We start from the raw sequence: 13,483 nt of genomic DNA on the forward strand, positions 1-13,483 counted from the left end.
GCGATCCGGGAAGCCTTTCCTCACGATTCGAACTTGTACCCGAGCCCACGCACGGTCACCAGGTGGCGGGGCGAGGCGGGGTCCGGCTCGATCTTCGAGCGCAGCCGCTTGACGTGCACGTCCAGGGTCTTGGTGTCGCCGACGTAGTCCGCGCCCCAGACCCGGTCGATCAGCTGACCGCGGGTGAGCACCCGGCCAACGTTGCGCAACAGGTACTCGAGCAGGTCGAACTCCTTGAGCGGCAGCGCGATCTCGGTGCCGTCGACGGTCACCACGTGCCGCTCGACGTCCATCCGCACCGGTCCGGCGGCCAGCACCTGGGGCAACAGCTCCCCGTCACCCGGCTCGCCGCCCCGGCGCAGCACCGCGCGCACCCTGGCGATCAGCTCACGCGCGGAGTACGGCTTGGTGACGTAGTCGTCGGCGCCGATCTCCAGGCCGACGACCTTGTCGATCTCGCTGTCCCGCGCGGTCACCATGATCACCGGCACGGTGGAGCGCTGGCGCAGCGCCCGGCACACGTCGGTGCCGCTCATCCCGGGCAGCATCAGGTCCAGCAGCACGATGTCGGCGCCGTTGCGGTCGAACTCCTCCAGCGCCTGCTGGCCGGTGCTCGCCACCGCCGCGGTGAACCCCTCCTTGCGCAGCAGGAAGGCGAGCGGGTCGGCGAAGGACTCCTCGTCCTCCACGATCAGCACCCTGGTCACGGCTGTCCTCCATCTGTGGAAACGTCCTTGGACCCGTTGTGGGCCGGGATTCGCAACGTGAACGTGGAGCCGGTGCCCGGGCGGCTCCAGAGTTTGACCTCGCCGCCGTGGTTGGCCGCGACGTGTTTGACGATCGCGAGGCCCAGCCCGGTGCCGCCGGTGGCCCGTGACCGCGCCTTGTCGAGGCGATAGAACCGCTCGAACACGCGTTGCTGTTCGTCGGGGGGGATGCCGATGCCGCGGTCGGTCACCGCGATCTCGACATAGCGGCCGACCTGGCGACGGCTTATCGACACCGGGCTGCCCGGGGTCGAGTAGGAGACCGCGTTCTCCAGCAGGTTGGCGAGCGCGGTGACCAGCAGGGTCCGGTCGCCCTCGACGAGCAGGCCGCCGTCGGGGTCGGTGGCGATGTCGATGCCGGTGGACTCCATGGCCAGCTGGGAGCGCGACAGCGCGTCGCGCACGACGCCGTCGACCTCGACCACGTTCAGCTCCGGCAGGCGCTCGGCGCCCTGTAGCCGCGACAGCGCGATCAGCTCGGTGACCAGCGTGCCGAGGCGGGTGGCCTCGCGCAGGATCTTGCCGGTGAACCGGCGGACCGCCTCGGCGTCGTCCGCGGCGTCCAGCACGGCCTCGGCGAGCAGGGCCATCGCGCCGACCGGGGTCTTGAGCTCGTGGCTGACGTTGGCGACGAAGTCCCGGCGGGTGGCCTCCAGGCGCACCGCCTCGGACTCGTCGGCGGCGTCCACGGCGAGGAACCCGTCGCCAAGTGGCCGGACCTCGCCGCGGACCGCCTCCGGGCCCCGGCCGAACGCGGCGGTGCGGTCGACCAGCGGCAGCTCGATCTCGACCGGCTCGCCGGTCTCCAGGACCAGCTCGGCGGCCTTCTTCGTGCTGGTGTCCACCCGCCGGTTGCGCACCACACCGAGCTCGATGGCGCGCGGGTTGTGCTGCACCACGTCGCCGAACTCGTTGAGGATGACGATCGCGTTGTGCGATGACTGGAACATCCGGCCGACCAGCACGGAGATGCTCGGGCCCTGTGGAGCGCGCTCGGCGGGCCGGTGGCGTAGCCGGGCCACCCAGAAGCCGAGGATGAGGCCGAGCAGCAGCGCACCGGCCGCCAGCAGTGTCCAGACCAGATCGGTCACGTCCCGAATCGTAAGCAGGTCAGGGGTGCCGCCGACCAGTCAAAGGGGGCCTCTGGTGATTGTCCCGACACCAAAGGCGTCGATATTTGCTCACCAGAAAGCCGCAGTTCACCTGATCGTGTCCAACTGGGCCAGTTGGTCGTCGGTGAGTCGCAGCGCGGCGGCGGCGACGTTCTCCTCGAGGTGGGTCGGATCGCCGGTGCCGGGGATGGCGAGCACGTTCGGCCCCCGGTGCAGCGTCCACGCCAGCCGGATCTGGGCGGGGGTCGCGCCGTGCGCCTCGGCCACCTCGGCCACGACCGCGTCACCCTCGGCTTCGGCCACCGGGCCGGCCGGGCCGCCGCCGATGGCGAAGAACGGCACGAAGGCCACGCCGCGCTCGGCGCACAGCTCGACCAGCGCGTCGTCCTCGCGGCGGGTGGTCAGCCCGTACTGGTTCTGCACGCAGACCACGGGCGCGATCGCCAGCGCCTCCTCGAGGTGCTCCGCACTGATGTTGGAGATGCCGAGGTTGCGGATCAGGCCCTGCTCGCGCAGCTCGGCGAGCGCGCCGAACTGGTCGGCGAGCGATCCGGTGCCGCGGTCGAGCGCCTCGCCGATCCGCAGGTTGACCACGTCGAGGTGGTCAAGGCCGAGCTGGCGGATGTTCTCCTCGACCTGGCCGCGCAGCTGGGCCGGGGTGGCTGGCGGCAGCCAACCGCCGGACGGGTCGCGGCCGGGGCCGACCTTGGTGGTGATCACCAGGTCGTCCGGGTACGGCGCGAGGGCGGTGTTGATCAGCTCGTTGGCGTTGCGGTGGGCGGTGAAGTAGAAGGCGGCGGTGTCGATGTGGTTGACGCCGAGGTCGACGGCCCGGCGGAGCACGGCGATGGCGGGCTCCCGAGGCCGTTCGGCGTGGTCCGGGCCGCCCATGGGCAGCCGCATGGCGCCGAAGCCGAGCCGGTTGACGGTGCGGTCGCCGAGCTGCCAGGTGCCGGCGGCCGCGGCGGTGATGGTGGAGGTCATGTCATCCAGCCTGCGCAGGCTGCGATTCGGCCGCCACCGATGGCAACTTGCTGCCGGTAGTGGCCGAATGGTTGCGCGCGGAGAAGACTTGCGGCATGGAGCTGACCGGGCAGGTCGCGGTGGTCCGCGGCGAGGAGGAGCTGTTCGCGCGGACCGCGCACCTGTTCGCGGCCGCCACGGAGATCAACTGTGCGGCCAACGACCTGAGCACCTGGGTCGCCACCCGCCGGTTTCCCGGGCCGGGCAGCGTCGCCGACGAGCACATGGCCGGGTTGCGGTCGGGCCGGCTGCGGGTCCGCAAGATCTACCGGCCGAGTGTGGTGCTCGACCCGAGGTCGGCAAGGCACCTGGCGGCGCGGCGCGCGGCCGGGGCCGACATCCGGATCACGCCGGACGAGATCAACGAGACGATCATCCTCGACCGGCGGATCGTGATCCTGGCCGGCGACTCGACGGGCGGGGAGCGCAGCTACAGCGTGATCCCGCTGCCGGAGGTCGTGCAGGGGGTGGTGTCGCTGTTCGAGGCGGCCTGGCGGGGCGCGACCGAGCTGGCGGTCTACGACGCGCAGACCGCCGAGCTGCGCCTGCTGGCGCCCAGGGTGCTGGAGTTCCTGGCCGCCGGCTGCAAGGACGAGACCGCCGCCCGCGCGCTGAACCTCGGCGTACGCACCTACCGCCGCCGAGTGGCCGAACTCATGACCGCCCTGGGCGCCAACTCCCGCTTCCAGGCCGGCATCCGCGCCCGCGAACTAGGCCTGGTCTGACCCTCCTCCCGCTCCCGGTTCAACGCCCTGAATGCCCCATTCAGGACGTTGAGCGTCACCAATGCCCCATTCAGGGCATTGCAGCCGGGGGTGGGGGGGTGGCGGGGTTAGCGGCCTTGGGCGGCTACGGCGGCGGCGGCTTTGGCGGCGGTTTCGGGGTCGAGGTACTCGCCGCCGGGGGTGCGGGGGGTGAGGTCCTCGGTCAGGTCGTAGCGCAGGGGGATGCCGGTGGGGATGTTGAGGCCGGCGATGTCCGCGTCGGAGACGCCGTCCAGGTGCTTGACCAGCGCGCGCAGCGAGTTGCCGTGCGCGGCGAGCAGCACCGTGCGGCCGGCGCGCAGGTCGGGCACGACCTCGGCCTCCCAGTACGGCAGCATCCGCGCGACCACGTCCTTGAGGCACTCGGTCCTCGGCGCGGCCTCGCCCAGCCCGGCGTACCGGGCCTCGGCGTCCTGGCTGTACTCGCTGCCGAGCTCGATCGGCGGCGGCGGGGTGTCGTAGGACCGGCGCCAGCGCATGAACTGCTCCTCGCCGAACTCCGCGAGGGTCTGCTTCTTGTTCTTGCCCTGCAGCGCGCCGTAGTGGCGCTCGTTGAGCCGCCAGTCGCGCTTCACCGGGATCCAGTGCCGGTCCGCGGCGTCCAGGGCGACGTTCGCGGTGGTGATCGCGCGGCGCAGCAACGAGGTGTGCACGACATCGGGGAGCAGGCCGGCGTCGAGGAGCAGCTCGCCACCGCGCCGGGCCTCGGTCATCCCCTTGTCCGAAAGGGGCACGTCCACCCAACCGGTGAACAGGTTCTCCGCGTTCCAGGTGCTCTCCCCGTGGCGAAGCAGCACGAGGGTTCCGATGGGGTGCATCGATCCAGCCATGTCAGAAAGCGTGCCAGATGCAGCAAGAGCAAGCACTACCACCCATTCGGAGGAGCACAGGGGGCCGAATACACGCCCAGTTGCCTTTCAACGGAGTACCGTGACTGAAAAGTTACCTACGGAACGCGATTAACTTCTCGCCAGATATGCCGTGGCCTTGTGTAACCGCCCGACTTCTGACAGGTTGACACCCGCCCTACCGGATCAGCTCCCACGCACTCCCTGATCCGAGAGGGCAGCAGTACGGCTCGTCTCCCCTGCCGAGCCGTACCCCGCCCGGAATCCCAGGGTGCCCCCCGCCTCAGGGCTCCGACGCGGCGGGAACCCACGCGGCGCGGCTCGAGATCGCGACTCCCCCCTCGCTCGAGCCGCGCCGCGATCCCCCCGGTGTTGTCGGGGGCGGATGAATTCCCAGTCGCAATGCGCTAGCTGTCGTCCTTGCTCGGGATCAGCAGGTGCTCGAAGGCCCGTAGGTTCGCCAGCGACTCACCGCGCGACACCCGCCACTCGTACTCCCGCTGGATCGACGTGGCGAAACCCAGCTCAAGCAGGGTGTTGAAGTCCCCGTCGGCCGCCTCGAGCACCTGACCGAGAATTCGGTCCAGCTCGTCGGGCGTGACCGCGTGCGGCGACAGCCGGCCGACCAGGTAGATGTCCCCGACCTGGTCGATCGTGTAGTGCACGCCGTAGAGCTTCGCGTTGCGGCGCAACAGGAAGCGGTAGACCTCGGCGAACGCCTCGTCCGGCCGCCGGCAGACGAACGCCTCGACCACCAGCGCGTGCTGGCCAAGCTGCAACCAGCAGTTGGTCTGCAGCTTCTTGGTGCCCGGCAGCGTCACGAAGAACCGGCCCGGGGCCGGGTGGTCGTAGACCAACTCCCGCTCGTCCAGTGTGGACATGATCATATTGTCGAGATCGGTCACAGCCGTCACACTGCCACGTCCGCCGAGGCCAACGCGCGACGGAAGGCGCCGTCGGCCTCGACGTAGCCGGCGACCAACGCGTCGGTCGTGCGCTCCCAGGAGAACTCGTTCGCGTGCGCCACCGCGCCCGCCGACAACCGCGCCAACAGCCGGGGATAGGTCACCACCCGGCGCAGCGACTCGGCCCACCGCGCCGGCTCGTGCCCGGCGACGAGCATCCCGGAGGTCATGTGCGCGACCGCGACCGGCAGGCCGCCGACCGCGGCGGCCACCACCGGCGTGCCGCACGCCTGGGCCTCCAGGGCGACCAGCCCGAAGGACTCGTTGTGGCTGGGCACCGCGACCACGTCCGCCGCCCGGTACACCTCGACCAGCGCGGCGCCCCGGCGCGGCGGCAGGAAGCGGACGACATCGGCGATCCCGAGCTCGGCGGCCAGCTCGTGCAACGAGGTCGGCGCCTCCAGCCCGGTGCCCGACGGGCCGCCGGCCACGACCACCACCAGCCGCGAACGCGGCACCGCCCCGGTGGCGATCAGCTCGGCGGCCGCGCGTAACAGCACGTCCGGCGCCTTGAGCGGCTGGATCCGGCCGACGAACGCGAGCACCACGGCCTCCGGTGCGATCCCCAGCGCGGCCCTGGCCGCGGCCTGGTCGCCGGGGCGGAACAGGTCAAGATCCACCCCGGGGGCCACCGTGTTGACCTTCGCCGGCGCGGCGTCGTAGAGGTCGACCAGCTCCGCGGCCTCGACCGCGGTGTTCGCGATCAGCTGGTCGGCCTGGTCGACCACCTGCTGCTCGCCGATCTCCCTGGTCCTCGGCTCCGGCACGTCACCGTCCGCGAGCGCGGCGTTCTTGACTTTCGCCAACGTATGCGCTGAGTGCACCAGCGGCACCCCCCACCGGTCCCGCACCAGCCAGCCGACCTGCCCGGACAGCCAGTAGTGGGAGTGCACGAGGTCGTAGTAGCCGGGCTCGTGGCGCGCCTCTGCCCGCTGCACGCCCGCGGTGAACGCGCACAGCTGGGCGGGCAGTTCCTCCTTGCCGAGGCCCTCAAACGGACCGGCGTGTACGTGCCGCACCAACACCCCGGGCGCCAACTCGGCCACCGGCGGCAGCTCCGAGGAGGTCGCGCGGGTGAAGACCTCGACCGCGATGCCCCGCCTGGCCATCCTGGTCGCGGTCTGGGTGATGTAGACGTTCATCCCGCCCGCGTCGCCAGTGCCCGGCTGCTCGAGCGGCGAGGTGTGCACGGAGAGCACGGCGACCCGGCGCGGCGGCCGGTGGAGCTCGATCACAGACACGCGCGACTCCCGACTAGTGGTTCGAGACCGAGCCAGCGAACCGCGCCAGCACGTCGTCGAACTCCTCGACCCGCTCGGCGAACGGCATGTGGCCCACCTCTGGGAACCAACGCTGACGGGCGCCGGGAATCTTCCCGGCCGCGTACCGCCCGGCCGTCGGATCGATCACCTCGTCGGCCTCGCCGTGCACGACCAGTGCCGGCACGTCCACCGCGGCCAGCACGTCCGCGCTGCCGAGCTCCCGGCGGAACAGGGCCCGGCGCACCGCCGGGGGCACCCGCAGGCAGTCCGCGAGCCTGCGCTGGACCTCGGTGCCGGTCGCCGGTGCCACGGTCATCCGCTCGACCAGCGACAACAGCGCCGGCACGGCCACCGCCGGGTCCTCGGCGAGCACCTCACGCAGCACCGCGCCCAGCGCCCGGCCGACCGTGCCGCCCTGGCGACCGGCGCCGATCTCGGTGATCGCGCCGACCAGCACGATGCCGGCGATGCCCGCGCTGCCGCGTTCGCGCAGGTAGTCGGTGAGCACGAGCCCGCCGTAGGACCAGCCGACGACGATCGCGGGCGCCCCGGCGTGGTCGAGCACGGCGGCGAGGTCACCCGCCCAGACGGCGGGGTCCTGGTAGCCGCCGTCGGCGATCCCGGATTCGCCGTGTCCGCGCAGGTCGGGCGCGATCAGGTGATGGCCGGCGGTCAGGCTCGGATCGGCGAGTTGGGCGGCCCACGCGGCGGAACTGGCCGCCCAGCCGTGCAGCAGCACGATCGGTGGCGCGCCCGGCTCGCCCGCCTCCCTGACCGCGAGCGGTACCCCGCCCGCGCCGGTGAGCAGGCGCACTACGACAGGGCCGACATCGTCTGCCACTGGTCCCACGGGATGAGCCAGTCGTAGACGTCCGAGGTGGTCGGGAAGTTGGACTTGGAGCCGGTGACCTCGACCGGGTCGCCGATCAGCGCGCTGTCGAAGTAGCGCTTGGCATCGGCCTCGAACAGGTTGACACACCCGTGCGAGCTGTTGGTCTTGCCGATGTTGGCCCGGTTCTCCTCGTTCTCGTGGATGAACTCGCCGTGGTTGGAGATGCGCACGGCCCACTTCTTCTTCACGTTGGTGTAGCCGTAGCGCGGGTTGGAGAAGTCGCCGACCGGCTCCTTGGCCATCACGATCACGGTGCCGTTCGGCGTGTTCAGGTTCGGGTCGGCGTCCAGGCCGTTGCTGGAGGGCACGCTGAGGAACAGCTTGCCGTCGCGGTAGACGTTCATCTTGTGTTCCGGCGTGTTGATCTTCACGACCTGGTTGCGGCCGATGGTGAACGTGGTGCTGAGGTCGGCCTTGCCGTACGCGCCGCCGCCGTAGGCCAGGCCGTAGAGCTTCGCGGTGACCTTGACCTCGGTGTTGGCCGGCCAGTACTCCTTCGGCCGCCAGTTGACCTGCTGGTCGTTGAGCCAGGCCCAGGAGCCCTCGACCTCCTGGGAGGTGTCCACGGTGAGCGCCTTCTCCACCGCGGCCTTGTCCTCCACCGGGCCCTCGGGGAACTTGACGCTGACCGGCATGCCGACGCCGACGGTCGCGTTGTCGCCGGGGTTGATCGTGGCGCGCGGGGTCGCGGCGGGAGCCAGCGTGCTGAAGGTGCCCGCCAGCTTCTGTTCCCGGCCGTCGGCGTTCTTCGCGGTGGCGGCGTAGGTGTAGGTCTTGCCGTAGCCGAGCACCTCGCCGCTGGTCCAGCTGAGCTTGTCCTTCGCGATCTCGCCGGCGACCGGCTCGCCTGCCGGACTGGTCAGGGCGGCCTCGGTCAGCTCGCCACCGGCGACGGTGATCTTGACCGGGTCGAGCACGGAGACGTCCTTGGCGCCGTCCTCCGGGGCCAGGGCGATCTTGGCCGGTGGCGCGTCGCCCGCGGTGGCCTGGCCCTGTTCGGCCGAGGTGCACGACGACAGCAGTGCCAGGATCGCCACGAGCGTGCCGACCCGACCGAGTGGCCCTGTTGATCTCACCTGATACCTCCGCCCGTGTGCCTGCGTGTTGTGAGGACGCCCGAGTGCCGATCGAGGTGCGTACCACCAAGTGTGACAGTGGTCATACCATCTCTTCCATGAATCGTTGAAGATTCATGCACGTGAACAAACTTGGCATCGCCGTCGTTACCGGCGCCAGCTCCGGCATTGGCGCGGCGACGGCCCGGGGCCTGGCCAGCAGCGGTTTTCACGTTGTCCTGGGTGCCCGCAGAGTCGACCGGCTACACCCCATCGCGGCGGAGATCGGCGGCACCGCGCTGCCGTTGGACGTGACCGAGCCCTCGTCGATCGCGGCGTTCGCGGCCGAGGTCCCGGAGTGTCGCCTGCTGGTGAACAACGCGGGCGGCGCGCGCGGCCTCGAGCCGGTGGCCGACGCGTCGGAGGAGCACTGGCGCTGGATGTGGGAGACCAACGTGCTCGGCACGCTGCGGATGACCAAGGCCATGCTGCCGGCGTTGATCGGCTCCGGCGACGGGCACGTGGTGACGGTGACCTCGATCGCGGCGACCGAGGTCTACGACAACGGCGCCGGCTACACCAGCGCCAAGCACGCCCAGTCGGCCCTGCACCGGACGCTGCGCGGCGAACACCTCGGCGACCCGATCCGGTTCACCGAGATCCTCCCCGGGATGGTGGAGACCGAGTTCTCGACGGTCCGCTTCGCCGGCGACGCCGACCGGGCGGCCGGGGTCTACCGGGGCCTGACGCCGCTGACCGCCGAGGACGTCGCGGACACGATCGTGTTCGCCGCGACCAGGCCGGCGCACGTGAACATCGACCAGATCACCCTCAAGCCCCGCGCCCAGGCCTCGGCCACGCGCGCCCACCGGGAGTGAGTCGGCGGTGGGCCGCCGGGCTACCACCCCCGACGCCCACCGCCACGGCCCAGGCTCCGCGAAGAACATGCCGCCGTGGCCCTCATTCTTCTCCCGCGTCGTTCGACCCACCCCCCAGGATCAGGGAATTCACCCTCAAATGGTGTCGGTGAGCTATGCCGGTGTCCGACAGGTAAAACCCCATCACCTGCAGAAATTCGCAGACCCACAGCAGGAGGTAGCGCCCGGTGTGCTACCTCTTCTAATGTCCGCCGCGTGCCGTTACCGGGCACAAGAATCCAGGCTCCGCGAAGGCTAAAGGTGTGGACATATGACGCGAGATGTTGTCTCGTTACTCATCGCCGGGCTGGTCGCCCTGGCGTTTCTGCTGCTGATCGGATTTCTCGTCTGGCGACTGACCGCGATGACTCCCGACCGGGTCAGCCGGACCCTGGTCGCCGTTGGCGCGTTGATCGCCAGCCTACCCGCCGTCCTGTATGTACTGCTCGACGTCTCGGCCTGATCATGGGTTTCGGACTCGTTGAGAACATCGTCAAATGGCATCGCCGGGGCACGGACGACCCATGGCTGCCCGACTCCTTCATGGCCGGGCTGTCGCCGGAGTCGATCGGCAGGCTGGAACGGCACGCGACCCTGCTCGCAAACCTGAACCAGATCGACTGGATGGCCGCAGACTCGCCGGTGATCATCGTGCTGTCCGGCACGGTCCGGATCTATCGCCTCCGCCAGGACGGCCACCAGACCATCGATCGCATCGCCGGCATCGGCGACGTGCTCAATGGCGAAAACCTGTTTATCGACCCCGTGCCAGCCAGCCTGCGCGGAAAACTACACACATTGGTAATGGCGGTTCCCCGACACAAGTTCCGCGAGTTGCTGAGCAGCGACGAGGAGATCGCGCGGGCGACGATGCACGCTATGGCCTACTGGATCCGGGAGACCACTCTGCACCGATCCCATTCCGGTAGACGGGTCGACCAACGGTTGTGGGCTTTCCTCGTCACTCTCGGCCGGCGCCACGGCTCACTGTTCGGTGGCAGCGTCGAGTTGGACCTTGGGCTCACCCAGGCCGATCTCGCGGCCGCCATCGGCGCATCACCCAACGCCGTCGAGACCGCGCTGCAGAGACTGCGCCAGGCCGGAAGGCTCAGCACCAACTACGCATGGTGCATGCTGCACGCGCCACCACCGACCGAGGAGGAACTCGACCTGAGTTTCTAGAGGGCGCAGTCGATCAGCACTGGCTCCGGGTGCAGCTCGACGCCGAAGGTGGCCCGCACGCCGTCGCGGATCTCCCTGGCAAGGGCGAGCAGGTCGTCGGTGGTCGCGCTGCCCCGGTTGGTCAGTGCCAGGGTGTGCTTGCCGGACAACGACACCCGGCCGCCAGGACCGACGTGCCCCTTGGCGAACCCGGCACGCTCGATCAGCCACGCCGCCGACAGCTTCGACGCCCCCGGCCCCGCCGGGTACTGCGGCACCGGCACGTCATGACCGACCTGCGCCTCGATCCGACCCCGAACCTCACTGATGTCAGCGTCCAGCACGATCGGGTTGGTGAAGAACGACCCCACACTCCAGGTGTCGTGATCGTCCTGGTCGAGCACCATGCCCTTGCCCCGCCTTAACTCCAGCACCGCCGCCCGCGCCTGGTCGACCGGCACCTGCCGGCCCTGCCGCACGCCGAGCACCCGAGCCAGCTCGGTGTACCGGATCGGCGCCGACAGCCCACCGTCGGTCAGCTCGAAGCGCACCCGCAGCACCACCGCCCGCTCACTGCCCTTGAGCACCGAGGTGCGGTAGCCAAGGCCCAGCTCGTCCACCCCGAGCGTGCGGATCTCCCCACTTGCCCGGTCGAGCAGGTCGACCGACATCAACAGCTGGCCGACCTCGACGCCGTAGGCGCCGACGTTCTGCACCGGCGTAGCGCCGACCGACCCCGGGATGCCCGACAGGCACTCCAGCCCACCGAGCCCGGCCTCGACCGTGCGGCACACCACGGTGTCCCAGTCCTCGCCCGCCTCGACGGTGAGCGCGACCCGGCCGTCGCCGAGCGAGTCGATCTCGCTGCCCCGGTTGGCCACCCGCACCACCGTGCCGTCGAAGCCGGCGTCGGCGATCACCAGGTTGGACCCGCCGCCGAGCACCAGTACCCGCTCGTCACGGCCGTCGGCGGCGCGAACCGCCTCGGCGACGTCCTCTGCCGAGGCGGCGGACACGAAGCGGGCAGCGGGCCCGCCGAGGCGCAGGGTCGTGTACCCGGACAGGGGCACCGCCGCGCGGTCCACAAGCCCGTCCGCGCCAATGGGGAGGCTGGTCATGGGCTCCAACGGTAACCTCCGTCGCATGGCAACCAGCCTGGAGCACCGCACCGCGTTCCCCACACCGGTCGCAACTGTCTACTCCACCCTCGTTGACGAGGCGTTCCTACGCGCGCGGCTTCGTCAGATCGGCGGTAAGAACGCGACTCTGCTCACCCACACCCGCACCGGCGACGACGTCGCGTTCACCATCCGGCAGGGCGTCGAGGCCACCCGGCTGCCCAGTGCCGCCCGCTCGGTCCTGCGGGGCGACCTGGTGGTCGAGCGCGCGGAGCGCTGGCGGCCGGACGGCCAGCGCTACGCCGCGGACACCTCGGTGACCATCAACGGCGTGCCGGGCGAGATCCGCGGCCAGTCCCGCATCGGCGACCAGCGCGACGGCAGCCTGCTGGTGATCCGCGCCGAGGTGCGGGTGAACATCCCGCTGGTCGGCGGCAAGCTGGAGAAGGTTGTCGCCGAACAGGTCACCAAGCTGCTCACGGCCGAGGCGGAGTTCGCCGAGAAGTGGCTGGCCGAGCGCGCCTGAACCCGGTCGGGTCGCCAACGCGGGGCACGACGAACCCGAACCGGTTACGCCGGGTCGACCGCTGGCTCACCGGCACCCCGGCGGTCACCGCCGCGCTGCTGGCCGCCGACGCCCCGCTGGCCGTCGACCTCGGCTACGGCGCGACGCCGGTCACCTCGGTCGAGCTGGCCGCCAGGCTCACCACCGTCCGGCGCGACGTGCGGGTGCTCGGCCTGGAGCTGGATCACGACCGGGTGCGCGCGGCGAAGCCGGCCGCCGACCCGCCGCGCCTGGACTTCGCCGTCGGCGGGTTCGAGCTGCCCGGTGAGCGGCCGGTGCTGGTCCGGGCGTTCAACGTGCTGCGGCAGTACGCCGAGGAGGAGGTCGCCGACGCGTGGGCCACGATGCGCGCCCGGCTGGCCCCCGGCGGGCTGCTGGTCGAGGGCACCTGCGACGAGCTTGGCCGGCGGTGCTGCTGGGTGACGCTGTCGGCCGCCGGTCCACGAACGTTCACCATCGCCTGCCTGCCGGCCGACCTCGACCGGCCGTCGGACCTCGCGCCCCGGCTGCCCAAGGCGCTGATCCACCGCAACGTGCCGGGTGAGCGGGTGCACGCGCTGTTCAGCGAGCTGGACAGCTGTTGGGCGACCGCGGCGCCGTTCGCCACGTTCGGCCCGCGCGCCCGCTGGGTCGAGACCGCCAGGCTGCTCGCGGCGCGCGACTGGCCGGTACGCGACGGCCGCCGGCGCTGGCGGCTCGGTGAGCTGACCGTCGACTGGGCGGCGGTGCGCCCGCTCAGCTCCTAGCTTTCGCCAGCTTCCGCGCCCGGTCGATGAGGTCGTCGACCCGCCCGCGCAGCTCGGGGTCGACCTCGCCGCGCTCGTCGGCCTCGGCGAACTGGGCGACCAGCTTGGTGTAGTGGGAAGTGACGCTGCGGTATCGCTGCTGGAACTGCTTGTTGCTGCTCGCGGCGTACCGGCCGTCCAGGTCGATGATCAGCTTGGCGAGCAGGGCGGCCCGCGTGTTGAGCGCCGCCCGCGCGTCGTCGGCGCGGTCGCGCCCGCCGCGACGCGCCGCGGCCAGCCTGCCGGCCA

The 13,483-nt window shown here is 70.9% G+C and carries 15 protein-coding genes and 1 pseudogene; 6 read left to right on the forward strand and 10 right to left on the reverse strand.

Annotated features, from left to right (window positions below; genetic code table 11):
• Positions 1–20 precede the first annotated feature (20 nt).
• The 3 genes from ACYVIP_RS29080 to ACYVIP_RS29090 all read right to left on the reverse strand — a co-directional run bounded on the left by ACYVIP_RS29080 (position 21) and on the right by ACYVIP_RS29090 (position 2,863).
• Positions 21–707 (reverse strand): response regulator, encoded by a 687-nt coding sequence (locus ACYVIP_RS29080; protein WP_460401988.1) that lies wholly within the window; start codon positions 705–707, stop codon positions 21–23.
• Positions 704–1,858: a sensor histidine kinase gene (locus ACYVIP_RS29085; RefSeq protein ID WP_460401992.1), complete on the reverse strand. Its 1,155-nt coding sequence runs from the start codon at positions 1,856–1,858 to the stop codon at positions 704–706. Before ACYVIP_RS29085 ends, ACYVIP_RS29080 begins: the two co-directional genes overlap by 4 nt.
• A 108-nt stretch (positions 1,859–1,966) precedes the next feature.
• A complete protein-coding gene (locus ACYVIP_RS29090; RefSeq protein WP_460401994.1) occupies positions 1,967–2,863 on the reverse strand; it encodes an oxidoreductase in 897 nt (298 codons plus the stop codon).
• 95 nt (positions 2,864–2,958) lie between these two features.
• On the opposite strand from ACYVIP_RS29090, the gene ACYVIP_RS29095 reads away from it, so the two are divergent.
• A complete protein-coding gene (locus tag ACYVIP_RS29095) occupies positions 2,959–3,627 on the forward strand; it encodes a helix-turn-helix domain-containing protein (protein ID WP_460402036.1) in 669 nt (222 codons plus the stop codon).
• Between the two features lie 107 nt (positions 3,628–3,734).
• On the opposite strand, the gene ACYVIP_RS29100 is transcribed toward ACYVIP_RS29095, so the two are convergent.
• From ACYVIP_RS29100 to ACYVIP_RS29120, 5 genes are all read right to left on the reverse strand, one after another.
• Positions 3,735–4,484: a phosphoglyceromutase gene (locus ACYVIP_RS29100; RefSeq protein ID WP_460402038.1), complete on the reverse strand. Its 750-nt coding sequence runs from the start codon at positions 4,482–4,484 to the stop codon at positions 3,735–3,737.
• 437 nt (positions 4,485–4,921) lie between these two features.
• A complete protein-coding gene (locus tag ACYVIP_RS29105; RefSeq protein ID WP_460402040.1) occupies positions 4,922–5,401 on the reverse strand; it encodes a type III secretion system chaperone family protein in 480 nt (159 codons plus the stop codon).
• A gap of 23 nt (positions 5,402–5,424) precedes the next feature.
• Positions 5,425–6,720 carry a D-inositol-3-phosphate glycosyltransferase gene (gene mshA / locus ACYVIP_RS29110; RefSeq protein WP_460401996.1) on the reverse strand — a complete coding sequence of 432 codons (1,296 nt, stop codon included), beginning with the start codon at positions 6,718–6,720 and terminating at the stop codon, positions 5,425–5,427.
• 13 nt (positions 6,721–6,733) lie between these two features.
• Positions 6,734–7,582, reverse strand: a complete 849-nt coding sequence (locus ACYVIP_RS29115; RefSeq protein WP_460401998.1) for an alpha/beta fold hydrolase — start codon at positions 7,580–7,582, stop codon at positions 6,734–6,736.
• Positions 7,555–8,709, reverse strand: a complete 1,155-nt coding sequence (locus ACYVIP_RS29120; RefSeq protein WP_460402000.1) for a L,D-transpeptidase — start codon at positions 8,707–8,709, stop codon at positions 7,555–7,557. The genes ACYVIP_RS29115 and ACYVIP_RS29120 overlap by 28 nt, the downstream gene beginning before the upstream one ends.
• A 116-nt stretch (positions 8,710–8,825) precedes the next feature.
• Here ACYVIP_RS29120 and ACYVIP_RS29125 point away from each other — a divergent pair, with 116 nt between their 5' ends.
• The 3 genes from ACYVIP_RS29125 (at position 8,826) to ACYVIP_RS29135 (ending at position 10,787) form a co-directional block, all read left to right on the forward strand.
• Complete coding sequence (locus tag ACYVIP_RS29125) at positions 8,826–9,566, forward strand: SDR family NAD(P)-dependent oxidoreductase (RefSeq protein ID WP_460402002.1); 741 nt, start codon at positions 8,826–8,828, stop codon at positions 9,564–9,566.
• A gap of 310 nt (positions 9,567–9,876) precedes the next feature.
• Positions 9,877–10,068 (forward strand): hypothetical protein, encoded by a 192-nt coding sequence (locus ACYVIP_RS29130; RefSeq protein ID WP_460402004.1) that lies wholly within the window; start codon positions 9,877–9,879, stop codon positions 10,066–10,068.
• Between the two features lie 2 nt (positions 10,069–10,070).
• Positions 10,071–10,787 (forward strand): Crp/Fnr family transcriptional regulator, encoded by a 717-nt coding sequence (locus ACYVIP_RS29135; protein ID WP_460402006.1) that lies wholly within the window; start codon positions 10,071–10,073, stop codon positions 10,785–10,787.
• On the opposite strand, the gene ACYVIP_RS29140 is transcribed toward ACYVIP_RS29135, so the two are convergent.
• A complete protein-coding gene (locus ACYVIP_RS29140) occupies positions 10,784–11,884 on the reverse strand; it encodes a UDP-N-acetylmuramate dehydrogenase (RefSeq protein WP_460402008.1) in 1,101 nt (366 codons plus the stop codon). The genes ACYVIP_RS29135 and ACYVIP_RS29140 overlap by 4 nt on opposite strands.
• 25 nt (positions 11,885–11,909) lie before the next feature.
• Between ACYVIP_RS29140 and ACYVIP_RS29145 the strand changes: the two genes are divergently transcribed.
• Together ACYVIP_RS29145 and ACYVIP_RS29150 are read left to right on the forward strand one after the other, a co-directional pair.
• Positions 11,910–12,410 carry a DUF2505 domain-containing protein gene (locus ACYVIP_RS29145; protein WP_460402010.1) on the forward strand — a complete coding sequence of 167 codons (501 nt, stop codon included), beginning with the start codon at positions 11,910–11,912 and terminating at the stop codon, positions 12,408–12,410.
• Positions 12,389–13,195: a methyltransferase domain-containing protein gene (locus ACYVIP_RS29150; protein WP_460402012.1), complete on the forward strand. Its 807-nt coding sequence runs from the start codon at positions 12,389–12,391 to the stop codon at positions 13,193–13,195. The genes ACYVIP_RS29145 and ACYVIP_RS29150 overlap by 22 nt, the downstream gene beginning before the upstream one ends.
• Here the strand turns inward: ACYVIP_RS29150 and ACYVIP_RS29155 are convergent.
• Positions 13,185–13,483: pseudogene (locus ACYVIP_RS29155) on the reverse strand (hypothetical protein); the annotation flags it as partial. The gene ACYVIP_RS29150 and the pseudogene ACYVIP_RS29155 overlap by 11 nt on opposite strands.

Source organism: Actinophytocola sediminis (genome assembly GCF_054779715.1).

Excerpts from the sequence above, each read along its gene's own strand:
- ACYVIP_RS29130 (WP_460402004.1), top strand. The coding sequence starts at position 9,877 with ATGACGCGAGATGTTGTCTCGTTACTCATCGCCGGGCTGGTCGCCCTG.
- ACYVIP_RS29135 (WP_460402006.1), top strand. The coding sequence starts at position 10,071 with ATGGGTTTCGGACTCGTTGAGAACATCGTCAAATGGCATCGCCGGGGC.
- ACYVIP_RS29125 (WP_460402002.1), top strand. The coding sequence starts at position 8,826 with ATGCACGTGAACAAACTTGGCATCGCCGTCGTTACCGGCGCCAGCTCC.
- ACYVIP_RS29090 (WP_460401994.1), bottom strand. The coding sequence starts at position 2,863 with ATGACCTCCACCATCACCGCCGCGGCCGCCGGCACCTGGCAGCTCGGC.
- ACYVIP_RS29105 (WP_460402040.1), bottom strand. The coding sequence starts at position 5,401 with ATGATCATGTCCACACTGGACGAGCGGGAGTTGGTCTACGACCACCCG.
- ACYVIP_RS29100 (WP_460402038.1), bottom strand. The coding sequence starts at position 4,484 with ATGCACCCCATCGGAACCCTCGTGCTGCTTCGCCACGGGGAGAGCACC.
- ACYVIP_RS29095 (WP_460402036.1), top strand. The coding sequence starts at position 2,959 with ATGGAGCTGACCGGGCAGGTCGCGGTGGTCCGCGGCGAGGAGGAGCTG.
- ACYVIP_RS29140 (WP_460402008.1), bottom strand. The coding sequence starts at position 11,884 with ATGACCAGCCTCCCCATTGGCGCGGACGGGCTTGTGGACCGCGCGGCG.
- ACYVIP_RS29145 (WP_460402010.1), top strand. The coding sequence starts at position 11,910 with ATGGCAACCAGCCTGGAGCACCGCACCGCGTTCCCCACACCGGTCGCA.